We start from the raw sequence: 25498 nt of genomic DNA, 5'->3' as shown, positions 1-25498 counted from the left end.
ATACTCAGTGAGCCGTAACGCCATTCAATGGAGCGGGGTCTTCCCCGCCGTCAGCACCCAGTTCAAGCCGGACTTCTCCCTCGATGTCGACGCGACGCACCGCGTCGTGAAGAACCTGGTGAACGACGGCGTGTCGGGCCTCGTCGTCTGCGGCACGGTCGGCGAGAACACGTCGCTGTCCACGTCGGAAAAGCTCCAGGTGATCGAGGCCGCGCGCGACGCGGCGGGCGGCAAGGTGCCGGTGATCGCCGGCATCGCCGAGTTCACGACCGGGTTCGCGCGCAACACGGTGCGCGAGGCGCAGCGCGCGGGCGTGGACGGCGTGATGGTGATGCCCGCGCTCGTCTACTCGGCGAAGCCGCACGAGACGGCCGCGCACTTTCGCGCGGTCGCGACGGGCACCGATCTGCCGGTGATGGTCTACAACAATCCGCCGATCTACAAGAACGACGTGACGCCCGACGTGCTGATCGCGCTGCAGGACTGCGAGAACATCGTCTGCTTCAAGGATTCGTCGGGCGACACGCGCCGCTTCATCGACCTGCGCAACGCGGTCGGCGATCGCTTCGTGCTGTTCGCGGGCCTCGACGACGTCGTCGTCGAGAGCATCGCGGTCGGCGCGCAGGGCTGGGTGTCGGGGATGTCGAACGCGTTCCCGAAGGAAGGCGAGACGCTGTTCCGCCTCGCGAAGCAGAAGCGCTTCGACGAAGCGCTCGCGCTGTATCGCTGGTTCATGCCGCTCTTGCACCTCGACGCGCGCCCGGACCTCGTCCAGTGCATCAAGCTGTGCGAAGAGCTCGTCGGCCGCGGCAGCGCGCTCACGCGCCCGCCGCGCCTCGCGCTGCAAGGCGACACGCTGGCGCAGGTGAAGGCGATCGTCGCGAAGGCGCTCGAAACGCGCCCGGCGCTGCCGGACGTCGGCCTCTGAGCGACGCGGCCGCGGCGGCGCGCGTCGCCGGGTATGCGGCCGCAGTCGCGAACCACGCGCGCGCCGCCGGCTCCCCGTCCGATGCGCGGCGGCCGCGCCGCGCGCGAAACCGTGACGACGCCACGCCCGCACGGTCCTGCGCGATCCCGCATGCTGCAGCCAGGCCCTCGAAGCCGACCTGACCGGCACGGACTTCAACCGCGCGAGCCGCCGCGCCTCGCCCTGCAGCCGATCGAACAAATCCACCAATCACGGAGACAAAACCCATGCCCGCCCAAGGCAATGCCCAGCGATCCGTGCCGCTCGCGCGGCCCGCGCCCACCGACGCCGGACCCGGCAAGTTCAAGAAACAACTGTCGCTCACCGACCTGACCTTCATCGGCCTCGGCGCGATCTTCGGCTCGGGGTGGCTGTTCGCCGCGAGCCACGTGTCGACGATCGCGGGTCCGGCCGGCATCTTCTCGTGGCTGCTCGGCGGCTTCGCGGTGCTGCTGCTCGGCATCGTCTACTGCGAGCTCGGCGCGGCGCTGCCGCGCGCGGGCGGCGTCGTCCGCTATCCGGTGTTCTCGCACGGCCCGCTGCTCGGCTATCTGATGGGCGCGATCACGCTGATCGCGTTCTCGAGCCTGATCGCGATCGAGGTCGTCGCCGCGCGCCAGTATGCGGCCGCGTGGTTTCCGGGCCTGACCGCCGCGGGCTCGGGCAATCCGACGACGCTCGGCTGGCTCGTGCAGGCGGCCCTCCTCTGTTTCTTCTTCTACCTGAACTATTCGAGCGTGAAGACGTTCGCGAAGGCGAACAACGTGATCAGCGTGTTCAAGTTCGTCGTGCCGCTGTCGGTGATCGTCGTGCTGTTCGCGTTCTTCAAGCCCGCGAACCTGACGATGCACGGCTTCGCGCCGTTCGGCATGCCCGGCGTCGAGATGGCCGTGTCGGCGGGCGGCATCATCTTCGCGTATCTCGGCCTCACGCCGATCGTGTCGGTCGCGAGCGAGGTGCGCGATCCGCAGCGCACGATCCCGATCGCGCTGATCCTGTCGATCGTGCTGTCCACGCTGATCTACGTGCTGCTGCAGCTCGCGTTCCTCGGCAGCATTCCGGGCGCGATGCTCGCGGGCGGCTGGCACGACATCAGCAAGGCCTTCTCGCTGCCGTACCGCGACATCGCGCTCGCGCTCGGCGTCGGCTGGCTCGCGTACATGGTCGTCGCCGACGCGATGATCTCGCCCTCCGGCTGCGGCAACATCTACATGAACGCGACGCCGCGCGTCGTCTACGGCTGGGCGAAGACGGGCACGTTCTTCAAGGTGTTCACGCGCGTCGACAAGGCGTCCGGCATCCCGCGCGCGGGGCTGTGGCTCACGTTCGCGCTCGCGATCTTCTGGACACTGCCGTTTCCGTCGTGGGAGGCGCTCATCAATACCGTATCGGCCGCGCTCGTGCTGAGCTACGCGGTCGCGCCCGTGTCGGTGGCCGCGCTGCGCCGCACCGCGCCCGGCCTGCCGCGGCCGTTTCGCGCGAGCGCGTTCGCGATCACCGGCCCCGCTTCGTTCGTGATCGCCGCGCTGATCGTCTACTGGTCCGGCTGGAGCACCGTGTCGTGGCTGCTCGGGCTGCAGATCGCGATGTTCGCCGTCTATCTCGCGTGCCGCCGCTGGGTGCCCACCGCGCATCTGAGCCTCGCCGAGCAGGTGCGCTCGTCCGCGTGGCTGATCGCGTTCTACGCGCTGATGATCGTCGCGTCGTATTTCGGCGGCTTCGGCGGCACCGGGCAGCTCGCGCATCCGTACGACACGCTCGTCGTCGCGGCCATCGCGCTCGTCATCTACTACTGGGGCACGCATACCGGCGTGCCGCCCGCGAAGCTGCAGCTCGACGACGACGAGAACTGACGCGCGGGCCGGGCGCCTCCCTTTTTTCATCGGCCGGGCCGGCAACGCCCGGCCCGCACTTTTTCGAGGAGAATCATGCGACTCACAGGCCAGCTTTTGATCGGTCAATCCGCGGTGCCAGGGCAGAACGGCTCGTTTCGCGCGATCGAGGCCGCGACCGGCGCGTCGCTCGAACCCGCGTTCGGCGGCGCGAGCCCGCGCGATCTGGAAACCGCGTGCGCGCTCGCCGACGATGCGTTCGACGCGTATCGGGAAACGGCGCCCGGCGCGCGCGCCGCGTTTCTCGATGCGATCGGCCGGCACATCGGCGCGCTCGGCGACGCGCTGATCGAGCGCTGCGCGGCCGAATCGGGGCTGCCGCGCGCGCGGATCGAAGGCGAGCGCGCGCGCACCGTCGCGCAGCTCGGGCTGTTCGCGGCCATCGTGCGCGACGGCGGGTTCATCGACGCGCGCATCGACCCCGCGCGCGCGGACCGCAAGCCGCTGCCGCGCGTCGACCTGCGGCTGCGCAACGTCGCGATCGGACCCGTCGCCGTGTTCGGCGCGTCGAATTTTCCGCTCGCGTTCTCGGTCGCGGGCGGCGACACCGCGTCCGCGCTCGCGGCCGGGTGCCCGGTGATCGTCAAGGCGCATTGCGCGCATCCCGGCACGTCCGAGCTCGTCGGCCGTGCGATCCAGGCGGCCGTGCGCGAGTGCGGGCTGCCGGCCGGCGTGTTCTCGCTGTTGTTCGACGCGTCGCGCGAGATCGGCCAGGCGCTCGTCGCCGATCCGCGGATCAAGGCGGTCGGCTTCACGGGCTCGCGGCGCGGCGGCGTCGCGCTGATGCACATCGCGGCCGCGCGGCCCGAGCCGATTCCCGTCTACGCGGAGATGAGTTCGATCAACCCGGTGCTGCTCATGCCCGGCGCGCTCGCCGCGCGGCATGACGCGATCGCGCAGCAGTTCGTCGCGTCGCTCACGCTCGGCGCGGGCCAGTTCTGCACGAATCCGGGGCTGATTCTCGCCATCGACGGCCCGGCGCTGCGCGCGTTCGAGAAGGCCGCGGCGGCCGCGATCGGCGCCGCCGCCGCGCAGACGATGCTCACGCCGCCCATCCACGCGAGCTACTGCGAAGGCGTTGCGCGGCTCGCATCGCACGGCGCGGTCGAGCGGCTCGGCGAAGGTCCCTCGGGCGGGCGCCACCAGGCGCGCGCCGCGCTGTTCGCGACGACTGCCGACGCGTTCGTGTCGCGCGCCGAACTGCGCGACGAAGTGTTCGGCCCGGCGTCGCTCGTCGTGCGCTGCGCGGATGCCGACGCGCTGCACCGCGTGCTGAAGTCGCTCGAAGGCCAGTTGACGATCGCCGCGCATCTCGGCGACGGCGACGCGCCGCTGTTCGCCGCGCTGCGCCCGACGCTCGAGCGCCGCGCCGGCCGCATCCTCGTGAACGGCTTCGGCACGGGCGTCGAGGTCGGCCACGCGATGGTGCACGGCGGGCCGTTCCCGGCGACCTCGGACACGCGCACGACGTCGGTCGGCGCGCGCGCGATCGAGCGCTTCCTGCGGCCCGTGTCGTATCAGGACGTGCCTGATGCGCTGCTGCCCGACGCGCTTCGCGACGGCAACCCGCTGCGCGTGCCGCAACGCATCGACGGCGCGCTCGCGCCGCGGGAGGCCCGCGATGACTGATCCGCAAGCGCTCGCGCGCCCGGACGTCGTCCTGTCGCTCGACGACGTGCGCTCGCTCGCGCTGCGCGTGCTCGCGCGCCACGGGCTGTCCGACGCGCACGCGCGCGCGATCGCGAACGTGATCACGCAGGGCCAGCGCGACGAATGCCATTCGCACGGCGTCTACCGGCTGCTCGTCTGCGCGCGCTCGCTGCGCCTCGGCAAGGTCGATCCGCACGCGGCGCCGACGCTGCGCCGGCTATCGTCGTCGATCGTCGCGGTCGATGCGCATCGCGGCTTCTCGCTGCTCGCGTTCGAGACCGGGCTGCCGGTGCTCATCGAGATGGCGCGGCAGCACGGCATCGCCGCGATGGCGATCAACCGCTGCTATCACTTCTCCGCGCTGTGGCCGGAGGTCGAGGCGATCGCCGCGCACGGCCTCGCCGGCCTCGCGATGAATCCGAGCCATAGCTGGGTCGCGCCGGAAGGCGGCGCGCAGCCGGTGTTCGGCACGAACCCGCTCGCGTTCGCGTGGCCGCGCCCGGGCGGCACGCCGTTCGTGTTCGATTTCGCGACGAGCGCGATCGCGCGCGGCGACATCGAGCTGCACGCGAAAGAGGGCAGGCCGATTCCGCCGCACTGGGCGATCGACGCGAACGGCGCGCCGACCACCGATCCGAAGGCCGCGCTGCAAGGCGCGATGCGCACGTTCGGCGCTCACAAGGGCTCGGCGCTCGCGGCGATGATCGAGCTCCTCGCCGGCGCGCTGATCGGCGACCTGACGAGCACCGAATCGCTCGCGTTCGACGAAGGCGCCGGCGCGACGCCGTGCCACGGCGAGCTCGTGATCGCGCTCGATCCGAAGGTGTTTCTCGGCGACGCGCTCGACGCCGGCCTCGCGCGCGGCGAGCGGATGCTCGGCGCGATCGTCGCGCAGGGCGCGCGGCTGCCGTCGCAGCGGCGCTTCGACGCCCGCGCGCGCAGCGTTGCGAACGGCGTGCGAATCCCGGCCCGGCTCTACGACGAGATCGTCGCGCTGCTCGACTGACGCGCCGGCCGCGTCGCCCGTAGCGGCTCGCGCCGCCGCAGCCGCCCGCCCGCGCCGCCGCGCAAGCGGGCGGCGCCCCCCGCACATGGTTTTCCGCCCGCCGGCAATTGCCGATTTCCACGATGCCGGCGCGGCCGTCGGCGATTCGTCAGTCCTGTAGAATCGCCGGCATCGCGTCACGTTCGTCTTCCGCACGGCTCCCATCCGGCCGCCGCGCGGGCCGTGTCCCGTGCGCCATCCCGCGCGTTGCACCGTCTGTTCGACGACGAGGCCCGCCGCCCGGCTCCGTTTTCCGCGCGGTACACAACCATTCGAACCAAGATCGCCCTGACCATGCCTGCTTCCGAACTGAGCGCCGCCTCGAACGCCGCGCCTCGCGCCCTGACGGGCCGCGACTACAAGACCCTGGGCCTCGCCGCGTTGGGCGGCGCGCTGGAGTTCTACGACTTCATCATCTTCGTGTTCTTCGCGCCCGCGCTCGGCCAGTTGTTCTTTCCGCACGACATCCCCGACTGGCTGCGCCAGTTGCAGACGTTCGGCATCTTCGCGGCCGGCTATCTCGCGCGGCCGCTCGGCGGCATCGTGATGGCGCACTTCGGCGACCTCGTCGGCCGCAAGCGGATGTTCACGCTGAGCGTGCTGCTGATGTCGGTGCCGACGCTCCTGATGGGCCTGCTGCCCACCTATGACAGCGTCGGCATCCTCGCGCCCGTCATGCTGCTGCTGTTCCGCGTGCTGCAAGGCGCGGCGGTGGGCGGCGAAGTGCCGGGCGCGTGGGTGTTCGTGTCCGAGCACGTGCCGCCGCAGCGCATCGGCTATGCGTGCGGCACGCTGACGGCGGGCCTCACGATCGGCATCCTGCTCGGCTCGCTCGTCGCGACGGCCGTCAACAGCCGTTTCTCGACGGCCGAGGTCGCCGCGTTCGGATGGCGCATCCCGTTCCTGCTCGGCGGCGCGTTCGGCCTCGTCTCCGTCTACCTGCGCCGCTGGCTGCACGAGACGCCCGTGTTCGCCGAGATGAAGGCGCGCAAGGCGCTCGCGGCCGAGATCCCGCTGAAGGCGGTGATCCGCGACCACGGCTGCACGGTGATCGTGTCGATGCTGATCACGTGGATGCTGTCGGCGGCGATCGTCGTCGTGATCCTGATGACGCCGACGCTGCTGCAAAAGCAGTTCCATATCGCACCCGCGACCGCGCTGTTCGCGAACAGCGTCGCGACGCTCTGCCTGACGGCCGGCTGCATCACCGCCGGCTCGCTCGCGGACCGCTTCGGCGGGAAAGCGGTGCTGTCGATCGGCGGCGTCACGCTCGCCGCGTGCTATTACGCGATGTACACGCAGATCGCCGTCGACACGGCGCGCCTCGTGCCGCTCTACGGGCTCGCGGGCTTCGCCGTCGGCACGATCGGCGCGGTGCCGTCCGTGCTGGTGAAGAGCTTTCCGGCCGTCGTGCGCTTCTCGGGCATCTCGTTCTCGTACAACATCGCGTACGCGGTATTCGGCGGGCTCACGCCGGTGATCGTGTCGCTGCTGATGAAATCGAATTCGCTCGCGCCGGCGCACTATGTCGCCGCGATCTGCGTGCTCGGCGCGGTCGCGATGCTGTTTTCGAAGGACGCCGAATAACGTCGGCCGCGCGGGCGGCTCAACGCCGCCCGCGCCGCATTCGACATTTCAGAAGACTCCGCAACGTCGCTGTCCCGCACCGCACTACGATGCGCGCATGGACACGCACATTCCCCACCCCGCCCTTTCCCGCGCCGCGCTCGTGCGGATCGTATCGACCGTGAGCGCGGGCTTCGTGATCACGCAGCTCGACGTGACGATCGTCAACGTCGCGCTCGCGCGGGTCGGCATCGATCTGAATGCGAGCGTCGCGGGCCTGCAATGGATCGTCGACGCATACACGCTTGCGGTCGCCGGCCTGATGCTGTCGGCCGGCGCGCTCGGCGACCGCTTCGGCGCGCGACGCCTGTTCGCGGCCGGGCTCGCGCTGTTCGCGCTCGCGTCGTTCGTCTGCGGCGTCGCCGCGAACGCGACGACGCTCGTCGCGGCGCGCGCGCTGCAAGGATTCGCGGCGGCCGCGATGCTGCCGAATTCGCTCGCGCTGCTCAACCACGCATGCGCGCACGATCCGCGGCTACGGGCGCGCGCGGTCGGCTGGTGGACCGCGTCGGGCGCGATCTCGATCGCGGCGGGCCCGGTGCTCGGCGGCGCGCTGATCGCGCAGTTCGGCTGGCGCAGCATCTTCTTCGTCAATCTGCCGCTGTGCGCGGCGGGCCTCGTCGCGACGTTCCTGTGGATCGGCAAGGACGAACGGCGCGCAGCGGCCGCATCCGGTCATGGCGGCGCGCGCGGCATCGACCTGCCTGGCCAGTGCCTCGCCGTCGCCGCGCTGACGCTCTTCACCGGCGCGGTCATCGACTGGCGTCCGGCGCTCGTCGCCATCGCGCTCGCGGCCGCCGCCGCGTTCGTGTTCGTCGAATCGCGCAGCGCGCATCCGATGATGCCGCTCGCGCTGTTCAGGCGGCGCACGTTCAGCGTCGCCGTGCTGTTCGGCGTCTGCATGAATCTGTCGTACTACGGAATCATCTTCGTGCTGAGCCTGTATTTGCAGCGTGTGCGCCACGACACGCCGCTCGAGGCGGGGCTCGCGTTCCTGCCGCTCACGGGCGGCTTCCTGCTGTCGAACGTCGCGAGCGGCTGGGCGACCGCGCATTACGGCCCGCGCGGGCCGATGATCGTCGGCGCGCTGATCGGCGCGACCGGGTTCGCGCTGCTGAGCGCCGTGCGCGCGGACACGCCGGTCGCGGCGCTCGTCGTGCCGTTCCTGCTGATTCCGGGCGGCATGGGGCTCGCGGTGCCCGCGATGACGACGGCGGTGCTCGCATCGGTCGAGCGCGCGCGCGCCGCCACCGCGTCCGCCGTGCTCAACGCCGCGCGGCAGGCGGGCGGCGCGATCGGCGTCGCCGCGTTCGGCGCGCTCGCGAGCGGCGCGCTGCCGGCGGAAATCGTGTCGGGATTGCATGCGTCGGCGCACGTGTCGGCCGCGCTCTTCGTGATCGCCGCGGCGATGGCGGCCGCCGTGCGCGGCACGCCGCATCCGGCGGCGTCGGGCAAGCCAGCGAACGCGAACGCGCGCTGAGCGACGCGCGCTCGCCGAATGCGGCCGACGCATGGCGGCGCATCGAGCGAAGCGCCGCCATGCGCGAGCCCCGCTGATCGCTCAGCGCAGCGACCCGTAAGACGACGACGGCCGCCGCGCGCCGTCGATGCTGGCGCCGCCCGCGCCCGTCACGTACAACAGCAGGAAGCCGCCCGCGATCGCGACGTTCTTCCAGAAATGCACGACCATGTCGCGCTGCAAGGCCGAATTGGTCGCGTCCCAGAAATTGTGTCCGAACAGCGCGGCCGCGAGCGTGTAGATCGCGAGCACGAGCGCGAGCGGCCTCACCTTGTAGCCGACGACGAGCAGCACGCCGCCGAGCGTTTCGAGCGCGACGACCGCGGGCGCCGCGACCTGCGCGAACGGCACGCCGAGCCCCTTCAGATAGCCGACGAACTCGCCGTAGCCCATCAGCTTCATCGCGCCGCCCCAGAGGAACAGCACGGCGAGCAGGAGCCGTGCGAGAAAAATGACGCCGGAATCGACGGAACGCGTCATGCGTGACCTCCTGTGATCAATCGACGAACGCCGCGCCGGGCGCGGCGTATCTCGTAAATCCGCCAGAATAGGAGGTCTCGTCCGTCGTTCCAAGCAAAAGGTTGTAGCAAATCTTTACACGGCAGTCCGTACGAAACGGCGCAAGCGAACAGACGCGGCGCATGCACGCGCCCCGCTCGCCGCCCGCATGCGCCGGCGTGAACGAAACAGCGCTCACTATCACGATCGACGGCGAACGCGCGGATGCGTTCGCCGCCCGCGCATTCAGTGCGCGATCATCCCCGTCAGCCAGTACGCCTGCACGCAGGTCATCACGCCGACGATCAGCGCGAAGAACAGGCTGTGCCGCAGCGTGAAGCGGAACAGGTCCGCCTCGTGGCCGACGAGGCCGACGGCCGCGCACGCGACCGCGATCGACTGCGGCGAGATCATCTTGCCCGCGACGCCGCCCGTCGTGTTCGCCGCGACGAGCAGCGTGCCCGGCACGCCGATCTGCTGCGCGGTGGTCGCCTGCAGCGAGCAGAACAGCGCGTTCGACGACGTGTCCGAGCCCGTCAGGAACACGCCGATCCAGCCGAGCAGCGGCGAGAAGAATGGAAACGCCGCGCCCGTGCCCGCGAGCAGCAGCGCGAGCGTCGTCGACATTCCCGAATAGTTCTCGACGAACGCGAACGCGAGCACGAGGCCGATCGACAGCACCGGGCGCTTCAGGTCCTTCAGCACCTCGAAGAACGTGCGCACGCCGGTGCGCGCCGGAACGTTCAGGATTGCCATCGATACGATCGCCGACAGCAGGATCGCGGTGCCCGTCGCCGCGAGCAGATCCCAGTTGAATACCGCGGGCACGGGCGTCGGATGCGCGACGACGGGCGCCATCTTCTGCGTGAGTTTGTCGAGATGCGGAACGTGGAATGACAGCGTCGTGAACGCGAGCGCGCCGCCCTTCGCGAACAGCGCCTTGAACGGCTTCATGCTCCAGATCGTCACCATCACGGTCAGCACGACGAACGGCGACCACGCGCGCGCGATCTGCGCGAACGAATACGGCGAAGGCTGCCGGCCGCCCGTCGCGCGCGCGCCGCCCAGGCCGCCCGGCATGCCGCCGAGCGCGAGCGCGCCGCCGCCCGCCGGCACGACTGCTGCCGCGCGCGCGGCCTCGCGCGCGCGCTTCGGCTGCCACACCTTCAGGAACGACGCGAGCGCGACGAGGCTCGCGAGCGCCGACGTCACGTCGGGCAGCTCGGGCCCGATGTAGTTCGACGTGAAGAATTGCACAAACGCGAAGCTGCCGCCCGCGACGAGCGCGGCGGGCCACGTCTCGCGCACGCCCTTCACGCCGTCCATCACGAACACGAGCCAGAACGGCAGGAAGAACGACAGGAACGGCAACTGGCGTCCCGCCATCGCGCCGACCGCCATCGGATCGAGGCCCGACACCTGGCCCGCGACGATCACCGGAATCCCGAGCGCGCCGAACGCGACGGGCGCGGTATCCGCGATCAGGCACAGGCCCGCCGCGTAGAGCGGATTGAAGCCGAGGCCGACGAGCAGCGCGGACGTGATCGCGACCGGCGCGCCGAAGCCCGCCGCGCCTTCGAGAAACGCGCCGAATGAGAAGCCGATCAACAGCATCTGCAACCGCTGATCGTCGGTCAGCGACACGATCGAGCTGCGGATGATGTCGAACTGGCCGCTCTTCACCACGATCTTGTAGAGGAACACCGCGGTAACGATGATCCACGCGATCGGCCACAGGCCGTACGCGAAGCCGTAGGCCGCCGACGCGAGCGCGCGCTCGGCGGGCATCCCGTAGACGGCGATCGCGACGACGAGCGAGAGCGCAAGCGTGAGCGCGCCCGCGACGTGCCCCTTGAGCCGCAGCACCGCGAGCGACACGAAGAACAGAATGATCGGCGCGCCGGCGGCGAGCGCCGACCAGCCGACGCCGCCAAGCGGCAGATAGACCTGGTTCCAAACCTGCACGTGTGTCTCCTTCCGTGAATGAACCTGAATGGGCGACGGCCTCGCGGGCCGTTCGTATCGGCGCGCCGGTCGGTGCCGGCGCTTTGGTTTCGGTGCGGCACGCGTCGTTCGTCGTCGCGCACCGCATGCTGCTGACTGCGGTTCCTTGTCCGTGCCGGGAGGGGCGATGCCGGCGAATTGCCGGGCCCACGACGCACGGCTTCGCCCATTAATCGGCTCGCCGCGCTCGGCCTGCGCCGCGCGGCGATCGACACACCGCTGCGTCGAACCCGGCCGCGCGCCGCGCACATCCGGCGCGGACCGGCGCAGATCATTACGCGTCGTCGCAAATCAGCACGAGCACGCGCTTCGGGCCATGCACGCCGACCTGCACGGTCTGCTCGACGTCGGCGGTGCGCGACGGGCCCGTGATCACGTTGACCGCGCGCGGCAGCGTCGCGACCGTCGCGCGCACGCGCGCCCACGCATCCTCCATCGTCGCGACGATCGCGCTGCGATTCACGAGCACGACGTGCGTCGCGGCGACGAAGTTCAGCGACGTCGGCGTCGCGCTCGACGACAGGCACACGACGCTGCCCGTCTCCGCGATCGCCGCGAACGACGGCGTGACGCTGACGAGCCCATCGCGGCGCAGATCGACGCCGGGCAGCGCGCAATGCGCGCGCCACGGCAATGCGTCGAGCGCCGCGGCCACGACGAGCGGCGCATCGGCGAGCCCCGCGTCGCGCAGGTATGCATCGACGGCGGCGGGTGCGTCAGCGGCCGTCGCGACGTGCACGCACGTCGCGGACACCTGCTGCGCCTTCGCGACGAAGCGCGCGACGAGATCGACGCCGCCGAGCGAGATCACCGGATCGCGCGCGGCGGCCGATGCGGAAAAAGACGCCGCGTTCGAATCGAGCGCCCCACGCGCATCCGGCGCGGGAGACTGCGCGGCGAGCGGCGCGCGCTCGCTGCCGAGCGCCGCGCGGATACGGCCGAGAATGTCGTCGCGCGCGCTCATCGGCCGCCCTCCCGACGCGGATTCGCGCGCGTCGCGTCCCACGTCTCGAAGAACGTGCGCGGCGGCGGTTTCGGCAATTCGCGCGAATCGGTCCAGCCGGACGCGAACGGCACGCGCGCGATGCTGCCGCGCTTGCCGCCGAGCGCGCGCAGCACGCGCGCGCCGGCGCGCGTGAGCCAGTGATAGAGCGCCGGCCGCCGCGCGACCGCGCCGAACGCGCGCAGCAGAAAACGCGTGCCGGGCGCGGTGAGCCGCGCGTCGAACTGCATCCCGCGCAGTTTCTTCAGCAGCGTCGGCAGCGGAATCTTCACCGGGCAGACCTCTGCGCAACGCCCGTTCAGCGTGCACGCGTTCGGCAGATCGGTGTCGTGCTCGATGCCTTGCAAGAGCGGTGTGAGGACGGCGCCCATCGGCCCCGGATAGACCCAGCCATACGCATGCCCGCCGACCGCGCCGTACACCGGGCAATGGTTCATGCACGCGCCGCAGCGGATGCAGCGCAGCATGTCGCGAAATTCGCCCGCGAGCATCCGCGTGCGGCCGTTGTCGACGAGCACGACGTGGTATTCCTGCGGCCCGTCGAGATCGTCGCCGCGCTTCGGGCCCGTGCTGAACGTCGTGTACGACGTGATCTCCTGCCCCGTCGCGCTGCGGCCGAGCAGGCGCACAAACAGCGCGACGTCGTCGAGCGTCGGCACGACGCGCTCGATGCCCGCCGTCACGATGTGCACGCGCGCGAGCGTCGACGTCAGATCGCCGTTGCCCTCGTTCGTGCAGATCACGTTCGAGCCCGTCTCGGCGACGAGAAAGTTCGCGCCGGTGATGCCGACGTCCGCGACGAAGAACTTCTCGCGCAACACCTGGCGCGCCTCGCCGACAACGTCCGCGACGCTCTCGCGCGGCCCGTCGTACTGCGCGGGCGAATGGTGCCCGGCGAACAGTTCGGTAACCTGACCGATCGTCTTGTGCAGCGCCGGGAACACGATGTGACTCGGCCCTTCGTGCGCGAGCTGCACGATGTATTCGCCGAGATCGGTCTCGACGACTTCCATCCCCGCGCCCTCGAGCGCGGCGGGCAGGCCGATCTCCTCGCCGACCATCGACTTGCCGCGCGTGATCGTCTTCGCGTTCGCGTCGCGGCAGATCTTCAGCACGATCTCGCGCGCCTGCGCCGCGTCGCCCGCCCAGTGGACGACGCCGCCCGCGCGCGTGACGGCCGCCTCGTAGCGTTCGAGATACGTATCGAGATTCGCGAGCACGTGGTCCTTCACGGCCTTCGCGCGCTCGCGCAGCATCTCGAATTCGGGCAAAAGCGACACGACGCGCCGCCGCTTCTCGATCCAGCCCTCGCCGAGCATGCCGAGCGCCTCCTGAAGCTGCGCGTCGTGCAGCGCGGCGCTCGCGCGCGCCTTGAACGTCGCCGTCGCGGCCAAGGGTTGCGCGCTCATTCGCCCTCCCCGCAGATCGGCTCGACGTTCATGCCGGTCAGCACTTCGGCGACGTGATAGACGCGCACCGGGCTCCCCTCGCGCTTGAGCCGCCCGCCGATGTTCATCAGGCAGCCGAGATCGCCGCCCGCGAGCACGGTCGCGCCGCTCGCGGCGACGTTCGCGGTCTTGTCGGACACGATCTTCGTCGAGATCTCCGGATACTTCACGCAGAACGTACCGCCGAAGCCGCAGCAGACTTCGGCGTCCTTCATTTCCTTCAGCGCGACGCCCTCGACGCGCGCGAGCAGCGCGCGCGGCTGCGCCTGGATGCCGAGGCCGCGCAGGCCCGAGCAGGTGTCGTGATAGGCGAGCGTGCAATCCGGCACCGCGGCGCGCTCGGGGCCCGCCCAGCCGAGCACGTCGACGAGAAAGCTCGTCAGCTCGTGCGCGCGCGCGGCGAGCCGCTCGGCGCGCGGCTTCCATCCGGGATCGTTCGCGAGCAGGTCCGGATAGTCGTGGCGCAGCGTGCGGATGCACGAGCCGGACGGCGCGACGACGTAGTCGTAGCGCTCGAATACTTCGATCGTGCGGCGCGCGATGCCGCGCGCGTCGTCGAAATCGCCGCTGTTCAGCGCCGGCTGGCCGCAGCAGGTCTGCGCGCGCGGCGCGTCGACCGTGCAGCCGGCTGATTCGAGCAATTGCACGGCCGCGAGCGCGGCGCTCGGCCGGAAGAGATTCGCGAGGCACGTGACGAACAGGCCGACGCGCGGCGTCTCGCGGGTGCCGACGGAAGCGCCGGCGGTCTGCGGGGATGAGTCCATGTGTTTGATCCGGCCGCTCGCCGCGGCCGCTGCTTGGCTTGAACGGATGACATCGACGAACGGGCGTCGAAGAGAACCCGCGCGCAAACGCGCGGAACCGCTTTCGATGCCCTATACTTTGGTCAAGTTGGTCTGACCACGCTGGCCAAGATAGTGAGATGGCGGCCGGCTGTCAATGCCGGCGCGATCAGGGAAAACGCCGATCAGCAACCCGCCGATTGCGCCGAAACCCGCGCCGGCATGGGCCCGGAAGGTCGCCGGCGCCCCGCCGGGTATAATTCCGCGCGGCCTGTCACACGCCCGGCACGCCCCGGCGCGGGTCGGCCGACGCGCACGAACGGCCGGCCGCGCAAGCCGGCGCCGCGCCACCCAACCGTCCAGAAGGCCCGTGCATGACGTTTCAGCCAGTCGAGTCCTATACCCGCGTGCGCCTGTCCGACGTGGTGTCCGACCAGATCAAGTCGCTCATCTCGGCGGGCAAGCTGCTGCCCGGCCAGAAGCTGCCGACCGAGCGCGAGCTCGCCGCGCAACTGAGCGTGTCGCGCCCGTCGCTGCGCGAGGCGCTCGTGCGGCTCGAGGCGGACGGCTTCATCGGCTCGGTCGGGCGGGGCGGCTTCGTCGTCGCGGACATCACGGCGCCCGTCGTGTCCAATCCGCTCGCCGATCTGCTGTTGCAGGACCCCGCGGCGAGCCACGACGTGCTCGAGCTGCGCCACGGCCTCGAAACGATCTCGACCGCGTATGCGGCCGAGCGCGCGACGCCCGGCGATCTCGCGAAGATCAAGGACGCGTTCGACACGCTCGCGGGCCATTCGCTGAAGCACGAGCCGGGCCGGCTCGCCGAAGTCGACGCGAACTTCCACCTCGCGATCGCCGATGCGACGCACAACGTCGCGCTAATCCACGTGATGCACGGCATCCACGGGCTGCTGCAGGAATCGATGCACAAGTCGCACCGGCTCGTGAACCACGCGGACGCGATGGAGCGCGCGCTCCTCGAGCAGCACACCGAGATCTACGAGGCGATCGCCGCGAAGGACCCCGAGCGCGCGCGCGCGGCGGCGGAGCGGCACCTGCGCTACGTGCGCGCGCTGTACGAGCAGGCGGCATGACACGCGGGCGCGCCGCGGCGGCCGCGGGCGATGCTAAATTGGGGCTTTTCGACGAGGAGCCCGCATGCCGACGCCGGAGCATCCCTGGAATTCGCTGGAGATCGTCAAGCTCGCCGCCGAAGTGCTCACGCCGGTTTCCGTCGCCGCGTTCGGCTGGCTCGTCAGCCATCGGCTCAAGCAGCTCGAGCTCGTCCAGTGGACGAACCAGAAGCTGATCGAAAAGCGGCTCGCGCTCTACGACACGATCGCGCCGCTCCTCAACCGCCTGCTGTGCTTCTACACGTGGGTCGGCCCGTGGAAGGACATCTCGCCCGACGACGTGATCCGCGCGAAGCGCGAGCTCGACCAGACGATCCACGTCTACCGCCACCTGTTCGACGACGACGTGTACCGCGCATACCAGTCGTATCTCGACGCGCTGTTCGACACGCATTCCGGCGCGGGCCGGGACGCGCGGATCAAGTCGACGATCGCGGGCCCCGACGGCGACCGCATCGGCCACGGCACGTATCGATGGAATCCCGCGTGGTCCGGGCGCTTCACGAACGCGAACGTCGCGTCGCGCGACGAAGTGAGGGCGCGCTATCAACGGATCATGGACGGGCTGCGCCTATCGCTGGGCGTCGCGCATTAGGCATGCATTAGTCGTGCGTTAGTCGCTCGGCCGGCCGCCGGCCGTTCGCGCCGGCATCCGGTCGCGCCGCCGCACCGCCCGTCGGCACGAAAACCGCCAATCGCCACGAACCGCACATCGGCGTGTCACATATCGCGTGTCTGATTCGGGATACTGATTTCTGGTTGACTTCGTTCTTCGTTGATCTCACGGCCCGCATGCGGCGCCGGCGCGCGAGCGCCGCGCCGTCCGGGCCGGACCGGCACCGACATGAAAGCACGGCCGATGCTCGAATATGCGCTGCACCCGGTCGAGGATCGACTGGTCCACGTCGACGAACTCTGTCGCGCGGACCCCGTCCCGCGCGGGTGGGCGCGCTGTCCGCTCTGTCTGGAAGCGCTGTACGTCGTGCAGTTGCGCGACCGCTCGCACGCGCGCCGCTTCGTCCATCTCGCGGGCGAGTTCGCGCGCTGCCCGCTCGTCAACGACGCGCTGCCGAACCCGCTCGCCGTGCACCTCGGCCCGCCGCTCGACGAGCACGGCCGGCGAGCCCGCGCAACCTTCTTCCAGCACTGGCAGCGGCACCTGCACACGATCCGGCAGACGGCGGCCGCGTTCGGGATCGCGCGCTTCATGCGCGCGATCGAGCTCGCGGACGTGCTGAAGCTGTGGGCGTGGCCGACGCTCGCGCAACGCGACATCCCGTACATCCTGCTCGTGCTGACGGAATTCATCGCCGCGCCGCGCGGCGAGCGCAAGCAGGCCGCGTGGTCGCGCTTCTGGTTCGACGCGTCGGTGCAGCAGGTCGACGATCTGCGCAAGCCGCGCGGCGTGCTGCCGCGCCTGTTCCGGCTGCGCTACCGGCTGCCGAGGATGTCCAAGTTTCCGAACGCGCGGCACCTGATCGACTGCCAGCCGGTGCTGATGGACGACATCGGCCCGAGCGATGCGGCGATCGGCACGCCGCGCGCCGACATCGCCGCGTTCGAGGCGTTCGCCGCGCGCTTCGCGCGGCGGCCGATCGAATGACGGCGCGAAAGACGGCATCGAAAACGAAAACGAAGCGGACGGCCGCGCGCGCCGCGAACCGGCGACGCGCGCGGCCGCGTCACGTATAGAGCGACGCGTCGGGCAGCGTGCCCGTCAGCGCATAGCGGCCGACGTCGCGCAGCCGGTAGTCGAGCGGATCGTGCAGCGTGTGCGTGCGCGCGTTGCGCCAGAAGCGGTCGAGCGCGAGCGGCGCGGCCGTCGCGCGCGCGCCGCACGCGTCGAACAGCGCCTCGCTGACGTCGAGCGCCGCGCGCTGCGCGACGATCTTCGCCTCCGAAATCGCGAGCGCGACTTCCGCGCGCGCATCGGCCGTCAACGCGTCCTGCTCCGTCCATGCGCGCTGCAACGCCCGCGCCGCGCGATCCGCGAGCGCCTCGGCGCTCACCGTCTGCACGCGCATGTCGCCGAAGCGCTGCAGCGTGTACGGATCGTCCGCCGCGCGCTCCACGCCCGAGTGCACCCACGGCCGCCCCGCGCGCTGCACGTAGTCGCGCGCCTCGGCGAGCGCGCCCTCCGCGATGCCGACGAACAGATTCGTCAACACGAGCTGCGACACGAGCGTGCGCAGCGTCGCGCGCGGCGTCGGCGGCGCTTCCGACCGATGCAGCACCTCGTCGGGCTCGACGCGCACGCCGTCGAACGCCACGCTGCCGCTGTCGGTCTGCCGCTGGCCGATCGGGTCCCAGTCGTCGCGCACCGTGATCCCTTCGCGCTGCGTCGGCACGACGGCGAACACCGGCTTGCCCGTGTCCGGATCGTGCGCGGACACCGTCATCCGCTGCGAGCCGCGCGTGCCCGAGCAGAAACCCTTGACGCCGTCGAGCCGGTAGCCGCCGTCGCCCGTCGCGCGCGCGACGAGCCGCGCGTCGAGCGGATTCACCGCGTTGCCCCACCACCAGTCATGCTCGACCGTGCCGCGCAGATAGCGCTCGCGCTGCGCGGCGCTGCCCCACACGTCGACGCTGACGATCTGCAGGCACTGAAAGCCGAGCAGATGCGCGAGCGCGCTGTCGACGCGCGCGAGCGCGCGGATCGTGTGGTAGATCACGGGCCAGCCCGCTTCCTGGCCGCCGAATTCGCGCGGCACCGCGAGCGTCAGCAAGCCGGCATCGGCGATCCACCGCTTCTCGCGCGACGCATGGCCGCCCGCGCGATCGCGTTCCGCCGCGCTCGCGCGCAGCGCCGCGATCAGCTCGGCGAGCGTGCGCGGCGGCGTCCGGTCGGCTTCGACCGTCATTTCAACCAGGACTCGTGGATCGTTCATACGGAAGCTTCCCAGGTGGCGGGCATGTCGGTCGATGCGGCGGCGGCCCGCGATGTCACGCGTGCGCACGCGCCGCACCGCCGTTTGTGGTCGATCGCCCGATTAGCGGTGTGGTGTGCGTCGAATACTAGCGCCGGGCACCTGTAATCAATGTACAGATATGTGTCCGGGCAGTGTCGCGGCGGCCGTCGGCAAGGATTTCCTGCATTTCTTACGAAAGGCGGTTCGTTCGGATACCTGCCTGTCGACGCGGTGGCGGCGTCTCGGCGCATGCGCAGGCCGCGCTCACGCGCGCTTCGCGAGCCGCCGCACGACGCGGTCGCCGGTGAACTGCACGACGGTGACGAGCGCGATCAGGATCACGATCACCGTCGCCATCACCGTCGAATCGAAACGCTGGTAGCCGTAGCGTATCGCGAGATCGCCGAGCCCGCCCGCGCCGACCGCGCCCGCCATCGCTGTCGAGCCGATCAGCGCGACGACCGTGATCGTGAAGCCGCCGACGATCCCCGGCAGCGCCTCCGGCAACAGCACGTGCCAGACGATGTGACGCCGCTTGGCGCCCATCGCCTGCGCGGCCTCGACGAGCCCCTTGTCGACCTCGCGCAGGCTCACCTCGGCAATGCGCGCGAAGAACGGAATCGCCGCGATCGACAGCGGCACGATCGCGGCCCACACGCCGATCGTCGTGCCGATCACGAAGCGCGTGAACGGCAGCAGCGCAACGAGCAGGATGATGAACGGCGTCGAGCGGAACGCATTGACGATCGCGCCGAGCGCCGCGTTCACGCCGCGCCGCTCGTAGATGCCGCCCGGCGCGGTCGTGACGAGCACGAGCGCGAGCGGCACGCCGACGAGCGCGGCAACGAGCGCCGACGCGCCGACCATCCACAGCGTGTCGCGGATCGCGTCCGCGAGTTCGGGAAACCACAGTTCAGACATAGCCGAGCACCTCCACATGATTCGCATGCCGGCGCGCGGCGGCGAGCGCAGCCGCGATCCTGTCCGGGCCGGCCGCGCCGCGCGCGGCGAGCGACGCGGCGATCACGAGCCGCCCCTGCACGCGCCCCTGGATCCTGTCGAGCCCGCCGTGCACGAAATGCACCGCGTCGCCGACGTTGCGCGCGAGCGCGCTCGTCAGTGCGCCGAGATCCGGCTCGCCGCCGTCCGCGCCCGTGTAGCGGACGGCGAGCAGCAGTCGCGCGCCGCACGGCAGCGGGACGGCGCCGTCGAGCGGCCGCACGCGCGTCGCGAGATCGGCCGGCAGATCATGGACGAGCGTGCGCAACAGCGCGCGCGTCGCGCCATGCCTCGGATCGCCGAACACGCGCCATACCGGCCCCGTCTCGACCACCTCGCCATGCTCGACGACGGCCACCGTATCGCACACCGCGCGGATCACTTCCATCTCGTGCGTGATCAGCACGATCGTGAGCCCGAGCCGCCGATTGATGTCGGCGAGCAACGCGAGGATCGACTGCGACGTCTGCGGATCGAGCGCGGATGTCGCTTCGTCGCACAACAGCAGATCCGGATCGTGGACGAGCGCGCGCGCGATGCCGACGCGCTGCTTCTGCCCGCCCGACAGGCTCGCCGGATACGCGTCGCGTTTCGCGGCCAGGCCGACGAGATCGAGCAGCGCGTCGACCTTGCGCGCACGCTCGGCCTTCGGCACGCCGGCGATCTTCAGCGGCAGCCCGATGTTGTCGGCGACGGTCTTCGCGGACAGCAGGTTGAAATGCTGGAACACCATGCCGATCCGGCGCCGCAGCGCGACGAGCCCGCGCTCGTCGAGCGCGCCGACGTCGACGCCGTTCACGCGCACCGCGCCCGACGTCGGCCGCTCGAGCCCGTTGACGAGCCGCAACAGCGTCGACTTGCCCGCGCCGCTGCGACCGATCACGCCGAACACGCCGCCGCGCGCGATGTCGAGCGACACTTCGCGCAGCGCGGCCGACGGGCCGCGCGGACCGTCGAACACCTTGCTCGCCAGCTCGAACGACACCGCCGCGCCCATCGCCGAAGCGGCGGCCGCCGCGTCGCGCGCAGCGGGCGCGGTCTCGCGCGGCGCGGTGGCCGAGCGTTCGATGAAACTGGGGGAATCGAGTAGCTGCACCATCGCGTCGCCTCGTCGCTTCGTCACACTTTCCCGGTTTCGCTCGCACGGTCGAACCGGTGCCGAGCGCCCGCATGCCAGCCGGGCAGCCGCCCGTCTGCGCCGAACAGCTTCGCGCGCAGCGTCGGCGCGCAATCGTAGTCCTCCTTGTAGAGGCCGCGGTTCTGCAACTCCGGCACGATCCGGTCGACGAAATCGACGAACGATTCGGGCATCACCGTGCGCGTCACGTTGAAGCCGTCGACGCCCGTTTCGTCGACCCACGCGGCGAGCTCGTCCGCGACTTGCGACGGCGAGCCGACGACCGGGTGATAGCGGCCGCCGATCGACATCTGGTCGAGAACGCGCCGCACGGTCCACGCGCCCGACGTGCTCTTCTTCGAGATCGCGTCGACGGCCGACTGGATCGAATCGGTCTTCACGTGCGCGATCGGCTCGTCGAGGCCGAAGCGCGAGAAATCGATGCCGGTCGAGCTCGCGAAGTGCGCGAGCCCCGCTTCCGGGTTCGCATGGCGCCGGTATTCGTCGAACTTCTCGCGCGCCGCCCGCTCGTTCTCGTCCGTGACGACCGTGATGCCCGCGAAGATCCTGATCGACGCCGGATCGCGGCCGATCCGCGCGGCGGCCGCGCGAATGTCGGCCACCGCCAGGCGCGCGGCGGCCTTGCTCTGGCCGTTCACGAACACGCATTCGGCGTGCTTCGCGGCGAACTCGACGCCGCGCGCCGACGATCCGGCCTGATACAGCACCGGCGTGCGCTGCGGCGAAGGCTCGCTCAGATGAATCGCGTCGATCGAGTAATACGGGCCGTCGTGGCGCACGCGGCGCACCTTGTCGGGCCGCGCGAACACGCGCGCATCGCGGTCGCGGATCACCGCGTCGTCGTCCCAGCTCCGTTCCCACAGCTTGTAGACGACGTCCATGTAGTCGTCCGCGCGCGCGTAGCGGTCGTCGTGCTCGATCTGCTTCGCGAGGCCCATGCCGCGCGCGGCGCTGTCGAGGTAGCCGGTCACGATGTTCCAGCCGACGCGGCCTTTCGTCAGGTGATCGAGCGTCGACATCCGTCGCGCGAACAGATACGGCGGCTCGTACGTGAGGTTCGCGGTCACGCCGAAGCCGAGATGCCGCGTCACCTGCGCCATCGCCGGCACAAGCAGCAGCGGATCGTTGACGGGCACCTGCACCGATTCGCGCAGCGCGACATCGGGGCCGCCGCCGTACACGTCGTAGACGCCGACGATGTCGGCGAGAAAGATCCCGTCGAACTTGCCGCGCTCGAGCGTGCGCGCGAGATCGGCCCAGTAGTCGAGATCGGTGTACTGCGCGGAGCGGTCGCGCGGATGCGTCCACAAGCCATGATTGATATGGCCGACGCAATTCATGTTGAACGCGTTCAGCAGGATCTTTTTCTTCGCCATCGCGCGCGCCTCCTGCCTCACCAGGCGACCGCGTACAGCGAGCCGAACGCGTTGTCGAGCGCCTTCCTGACCGCCGGCGAATGCTGATAGATCGCAATGAACCGGCGGATGCGCGGATCGTTCACCCGCTCCGGCCGCACGACCCATTGCAGCGCGAACAGCTTGTTCTCGAGCCCGTCGAACAGCAGCGCGCCGTTCGGGTCGGCCGTGCCGGCGAGCTTGATGAAGCTCGGATAGCCTTGCGCGAGATCGACGTCGTCGAGCGAGCGCGCGAGTTGCGACGCCTCGAGCGGCAGGATCTTCAGATGCTTCGGATTCGACACGATGTCGCGCGTCGTCGCGCGGTAATCGGCGCCCGGCTTCAGCTTGATCAAGCCCGCGCGCTGCAGCAGCAACAGACCGCGCCCGCCGTTGACGGGATCGTTCGCGATCGCGACCGTCGCGCCGTCCTTCAGTTGATCGAAGCTTTTGACCTTCTTCGAATAGAGGCCGATCTTCATGATCGTGCCCGGCGCGATCGCGACGAAATCATAGTGTCCCTGCTTCTTCGCGTTCTCGAGGAACGGGATGTGCTGAAAATAATTGACGTCGATGTCCTTGTTCGCGAGGGCCGCGTTCGGCGTGTTCCAGTCGGTGAACTCGATGATCTTCACGTCGAGGCCCTGCGCCTTCGCCTCCTTCGCGGCCACCTTCAGCGCGTCGATCTGCGGGCTCGTCGCGATGCCGACCTTCAGCGGCCCGGAATCGGCATGCGCGAGCGGCGCGGCGAGCGCGGCGCTCGCGAGTGCGGCGGCCGCAACGCGCGAAGCGCGCCTGACGACGCGCGCGAGAAAAAGGCGAGACGACATAGGAGGGACTCTCTTCAGGATGCCGGAACGAACACGGCCGGCGGGCGGGCGAAGCCGCCTGCGCTTGCGCGACGGCGCGGCTGCTTCGTTTCGAAATGAACTGCGATCGATGATAGGGCTGGCCGGCAGGGGTGGTCTACGAAGCGATTTCGCAAAGTAAATCGCGCGGGGCGATATAGCGCGGAGCGCGCTGCGCAGCGACTGGATGGCGCAACTGCGCGATGCCGCGCGCATGCGCTCAGCGGGCGCGCGCTCAGATCAAGCCGCGCGCCGATGCCATGACGACCGCCTGCGCCCGGTTGTTCGCGCCGATCTTGCGCGCGGCGTTCGACAGATGGAACACGACCGTGCGCTCCGAAATGCCGAGAATCTTCGAGATTTCCCAGGCCGTCTTGCCGCGCCCCGCCCATTGCAGCGATTCGCGCTCGCGCGCGGTCAGGTCGCACGAGCCCTGCCGTCTCAGCCGGCAGTCGAGCAGTTCCTGCATCGCCGCGTGCACGAAGCCCGCAAGCAGTTGCGACAGGCTCAGCAGCCGCAGTATGTCGCTCGCGTCGTGCTCGAAGGGATCGTCGGTTGCCATGCTGAGCATGCTGATCGCGCCGCTGCGATCATGAACGGGGCAACTGAGCCCGTAGACGAGGCCGTACGACTTCGCTTCGTCGCGCATGAGCTTCGCGCGGCCAGTCGCGAGCTCGCCGCGCGCGTGCTCGACCAGATCGACAGCGGCGACTTCTCCGCGTATCTGAAGGCGCATGCGGCGAACGCTACGCATCGCTCGACGAAGCGCGCCGCGCGGCGCTGAAGCGCCCGCACAACGTCGCGCATGCGCACGTACGCGCGGCGTTCCGGTTCCCGACCGAGGCCGCGGGCGGGCTCTACGAGGCGCCGCCCGCAGCCGCCGACGCCGAGCCGGAGGCCTCGCGATGAGCGCCGGGCGTCTCTACGTCGGCGCGACGTTCAACGCATCGCCGCTCGACCCGCTGCTGCGCGCGCGGGGCTTCGGCGACGTCGCGTTCACGCGCTACAACCAGTTGCTGCAAGCGCTGCTCGCGCCCGATCCGCAGCACGTGGACGATGCAACGCTGCTGCTCGTGCGGCTCGCCGATTTCGTGCGGCACGAAGCAAGCGACCGCACGCAATCGCCAGACGCGCTCGCCGCGCTGCTCGCGCAACGCGCGCAGGCGTGGCTCGACGCGCTCGCGTCGTTCGCCGCCGGCCGCGCGACGCCGCCGCGCGTCGTCGTGCTGCCGTCGCCCGCGCTCGACGCGCGCGGCGCGGCGCTCGCCCGCTTCTTCGAGCGCCTGCAACTGCGCATCGCAAGCATCCCGTTCGACGACAAAATCGCGCTCGCGAAAAGCGCACGCCTGAGCCACACGGCCGCGACGTTCCATCTGAGCGGTCGCCCGCTTCTCGAAGCCGATCTGCTCGACACGACTTCGCGCGACGCGGCGGGGCTCGCGCTGACCGTCGCCGACCGCTTCGGCCAATACGGCTGCAGCGGCTTCGCGCTCGTGCGCGTCGATGCCGGGCTGCCCGTCCTCGCCGATTTCGTGCTGAGCTGCACGGTGCTCGGCAAGCAGGTCGAGCACGGCGTGCTGCTCGCGCTCGCTCAGGCGGCACAACGCGCCGCGTTGCCGGCCGTCGCGCTCGACTACGCACGCAACGACGCCAACCAGCCGGCCGTCGACTTCGTCGACGCGATCGCCGCGCAGGCGGGCGTCGCCATCGACCGAAGCGGCCCGCGCGCGCGGCTGCGCATCGCGCCGTCCGCGCTCGCCGAGGCCGTGCTCGCGTGTGCGAAAGCGCCGCAAGCGCTCGCGGCGGCCGCACAGGCGCTCGATCTGTGGAGCAAGGACGTGAGCCTGCCGCCCGTCGAGCCCGGCGACTTCGTCGCGCTGCTGAACGCGGGCGGCTATGCGTCGTCGATGAGCTCGAACCACTGCCTGCGTGGGCAGTTCCGCGAGCTCGCGCTGTTCGGCGCCGCGCCGCACTGATCCCAACATCAACGACAAGGAGCCCCCAGCGTGTCCTCGCTTTCACGACAATTGAGCGCTCTCGGCAGCCGGATCTTCACGGGCGCGCCGTTCGGCCCCGGCGTGTCGATGCAGAATCTCGCCGAATGGTCGTCGCTCGCGCATGTCCAGTTGCTCGGCAGGGTCGCCGCCGAACTCGGCGTCGACATCGACATCGAAGAAGCCTATCGGCTCGACAGCTTCGAGCGGCTGCTGCAGTACATCGAGCGCCAGCGCTGGCCGGGCGGCGGCGCGCCGGCCGCATCCGCAACGTCGAGCGCGGCGAGCAGGCGGGCGTCGTCGTCGTGCTCGAGGCGATCGGCCGGTTCGATCTCGCGGCGCTCGCGCCGGAAATCGGCCGCGAAGCGTGGGACACGTGCCAGTTGACGCTGAGCGGCGTGATCCGCGTGAAGAAAGGCGAGATTCATACGACATCGAGCGGCAAGATCCAGCGCGCGACCTGCGCGAAGATGCTCGCGGACGGCGCGTTCACGATCGAGGACGCGTATCTGCACGACGCCGCGCAAGCGTGGCTCGCGCCGGTGGTCGAACGGTGCGAGAGAGCCTGCCGCGAGCCGTCGGGGGACGCTCGGGCGGTTGCCTGAGCGTGCGGGGTGGCTTGGTGCGACGCGCCGTCGGGCGAACGACG

Annotated in this window: 20 protein-coding genes and 4 pseudogenes; 13 read left to right on the top strand and 11 right to left on the bottom strand. The window is 70.3% G+C overall.

Annotated features, from left to right (window positions below; translation table 11 throughout):
* The first annotated feature begins 7 nt into the window (after nt 1-7).
* The 6 genes from WS92_RS04900 to WS92_RS04875 all read left to right on the top strand — a co-directional run bounded on the left by WS92_RS04900 (nt 8) and on the right by WS92_RS04875 (nt 8660).
* Nucleotides 8-928: a dihydrodipicolinate synthase family protein gene (locus tag WS92_RS04900; RefSeq protein WP_006028985.1), complete on the top strand. Its 921-nt coding sequence runs from the start codon at nt 8-10 to the stop codon at nt 926-928.
* Nucleotides 929-1194: 266 nt separating this feature from the next.
* On the top strand, nt 1195-2820 hold the full coding sequence (locus WS92_RS04895) for an APC family permease (RefSeq protein ID WP_059932406.1): 1626 nt from the start codon (nt 1195-1197) through the stop codon (nt 2818-2820).
* Between the two features lie 75 nt (nt 2821-2895).
* Nucleotides 2896-4488 (top strand): aldehyde dehydrogenase (NADP(+)), encoded by a 1593-nt coding sequence (locus WS92_RS04890; RefSeq protein ID WP_059932404.1) that lies wholly within the window; start codon nt 2896-2898, stop codon nt 4486-4488.
* A complete protein-coding gene (locus WS92_RS04885) occupies nt 4481-5515 on the top strand; it encodes an Ldh family oxidoreductase (RefSeq protein ID WP_059932440.1) in 1035 nt (344 codons plus the stop codon). The genes WS92_RS04890 and WS92_RS04885 overlap by 8 nt, the downstream gene beginning before the upstream one ends.
* Nucleotides 5516-5848: 333 nt before the next feature.
* Nucleotides 5849-7141, top strand: a complete 1293-nt coding sequence (locus tag WS92_RS04880; protein WP_015603255.1) for an MFS transporter — start codon at nt 5849-5851, stop codon at nt 7139-7141.
* A 97-nt stretch (nt 7142-7238) separates the two neighbouring features.
* Nucleotides 7239-8660, top strand: coding sequence for an MFS transporter (locus WS92_RS04875; RefSeq protein WP_059932402.1), 1422 nt, complete (start codon nt 7239-7241; stop codon nt 8658-8660).
* 81 nt (nt 8661-8741) lie between these two features.
* Here the strand turns inward: WS92_RS04875 and WS92_RS04870 are convergent, their stop codons facing one another.
* The 5 genes from WS92_RS04870 to WS92_RS04850 all read right to left on the bottom strand — a co-directional run bounded on the left by WS92_RS04870 (nt 8742) and on the right by WS92_RS04850 (nt 14416).
* Nucleotides 8742-9179 carry a DoxX family protein gene (locus WS92_RS04870; RefSeq protein WP_059932400.1) on the bottom strand — a complete coding sequence of 146 codons (438 nt, stop codon included), beginning with the start codon at nt 9177-9179 and terminating at the stop codon, nt 8742-8744.
* Between the two features lie 264 nt (nt 9180-9443).
* Nucleotides 9444-11162, bottom strand: coding sequence for a lactate permease LctP family transporter (locus WS92_RS04865; RefSeq protein WP_059932398.1), 1719 nt, complete (start codon nt 11160-11162; stop codon nt 9444-9446).
* A gap of 313 nt (nt 11163-11475) precedes the next feature.
* Nucleotides 11476-12165, bottom strand: a complete 690-nt coding sequence (locus WS92_RS04860) for a LutC/YkgG family protein (RefSeq protein ID WP_059932438.1) — start codon at nt 12163-12165, stop codon at nt 11476-11478.
* A complete protein-coding gene (locus WS92_RS04855; protein WP_171845211.1) occupies nt 12162-13598 on the bottom strand; it encodes a LutB/LldF family L-lactate oxidation iron-sulfur protein in 1437 nt (478 codons plus the stop codon). The genes WS92_RS04860 and WS92_RS04855 overlap by 4 nt, the downstream gene beginning before the upstream one ends.
* A gap of 11 nt (nt 13599-13609) precedes the next feature.
* A complete protein-coding gene (locus WS92_RS04850) occupies nt 13610-14416 on the bottom strand; it encodes a (Fe-S)-binding protein (protein ID WP_059932394.1) in 807 nt (268 codons plus the stop codon).
* A gap of 392 nt (nt 14417-14808) precedes the next feature.
* Between WS92_RS04850 and WS92_RS04845 the strand changes: the two genes are divergently transcribed.
* From WS92_RS04845 to WS92_RS04835, 3 genes are all read left to right on the top strand, one after another.
* Complete coding sequence (locus WS92_RS04845; RefSeq protein WP_009914283.1) at nt 14809-15528, top strand: FadR/GntR family transcriptional regulator; 720 nt, start codon at nt 14809-14811, stop codon at nt 15526-15528.
* 64 nt (nt 15529-15592) lie between these two features.
* The gene (locus WS92_RS04840) at nt 15593-16162 is read left to right on the top strand and encodes a hypothetical protein (RefSeq protein WP_059932392.1); all 570 of its coding nucleotides are present in this window, start codon (nt 15593-15595) and stop codon (nt 16160-16162) included.
* 180 nt (nt 16163-16342) lie between these two features.
* Nucleotides 16343-17170 (top strand): hypothetical protein, encoded by an 828-nt coding sequence (locus WS92_RS04835; RefSeq protein ID WP_043283198.1) that lies wholly within the window; start codon nt 16343-16345, stop codon nt 17168-17170.
* 79 nt (nt 17171-17249) lie between these two features.
* On the opposite strand, the gene WS92_RS04830 is transcribed toward WS92_RS04835, so the two are convergent.
* The 6 genes and pseudogenes from WS92_RS04830 to malR form a co-directional block, all read right to left on the bottom strand.
* Nucleotides 17250-18428: an acyl-CoA dehydrogenase family protein gene (locus WS92_RS04830; protein WP_015603541.1), complete on the bottom strand. Its 1179-nt coding sequence runs from the start codon at nt 18426-18428 to the stop codon at nt 17250-17252.
* A 312-nt stretch (nt 18429-18740) separates the two neighbouring features.
* Nucleotides 18741-19397 carry a methionine ABC transporter permease gene (locus WS92_RS04825; RefSeq protein ID WP_059932390.1) on the bottom strand — a complete coding sequence of 219 codons (657 nt, stop codon included), beginning with the start codon at nt 19395-19397 and terminating at the stop codon, nt 18741-18743.
* The gene (locus tag WS92_RS04820; RefSeq protein WP_059932436.1) at nt 19390-20574 is read right to left on the bottom strand and encodes a methionine ABC transporter ATP-binding protein; all 1185 of its coding nucleotides are present in this window, start codon (nt 20572-20574) and stop codon (nt 19390-19392) included. The genes WS92_RS04825 and WS92_RS04820 overlap by 8 nt, the downstream gene beginning before the upstream one ends.
* 20 nt (nt 20575-20594) lie before the next feature.
* Nucleotides 20595-21989 carry an LLM class flavin-dependent oxidoreductase gene (locus WS92_RS04815; RefSeq protein WP_059932434.1) on the bottom strand — a complete coding sequence of 465 codons (1395 nt, stop codon included), beginning with the start codon at nt 21987-21989 and terminating at the stop codon, nt 20595-20597.
* Nucleotides 21990-22006: 17 nt separating this feature from the next.
* Entirely contained in the window at nt 22007-22837 is an 831-nt protein-coding gene (locus WS92_RS04810) for a MetQ/NlpA family ABC transporter substrate-binding protein (RefSeq protein WP_059932388.1), read from the bottom strand.
* A gap of 253 nt (nt 22838-23090) precedes the next feature.
* Nucleotides 23091-23516, bottom strand: a pseudogene (gene malR / locus WS92_RS04805) (LuxR family transcriptional regulator MalR); the annotation flags it as partial.
* On the opposite strand from malR, the pseudogene WS92_RS36355 reads away from it, so the two are divergent.
* From WS92_RS36355 to WS92_RS04790, 4 genes and pseudogenes are all read left to right on the top strand, one after another.
* Nucleotides 23445-23764, top strand: a pseudogene (locus tag WS92_RS36355) (ketol-acid reductoisomerase); the annotation flags it as partial. The pseudogenes malR and WS92_RS36355 overlap by 72 nt on opposite strands.
* Nucleotides 23761-24831, top strand: a complete 1071-nt coding sequence (locus WS92_RS04800) for a fkbH domain protein (RefSeq protein ID WP_059932383.1) — start codon at nt 23761-23763, stop codon at nt 24829-24831. The pseudogene WS92_RS36355 and the gene WS92_RS04800, both read left to right, overlap by 4 nt.
* Nucleotides 24832-24861: 30 nt before the next feature.
* Nucleotides 24862-25134: pseudogene (locus WS92_RS04795) on the top strand (acyl carrier protein); the annotation flags it as partial.
* Nucleotides 25122-25454: pseudogene (locus WS92_RS04790) on the top strand (AMP-binding protein); the annotation flags it as partial. The pseudogenes WS92_RS04795 and WS92_RS04790, both read left to right, overlap by 13 nt.
* Nucleotides 25455-25498: the final 44 nt, after the last annotated feature.

Origin of the sequence: Burkholderia sp. MSMB1588 (assembly GCF_001546925.1) — a bacterium.
GTDB classification, from domain to species: Bacteria; Pseudomonadota; Gammaproteobacteria; order Burkholderiales; family Burkholderiaceae; genus Burkholderia; species Burkholderia humptydooensis.
Note: the sequence above shows the minus strand (reverse complement) of the source record. Positions and strands in the feature narration are given on the sequence as shown.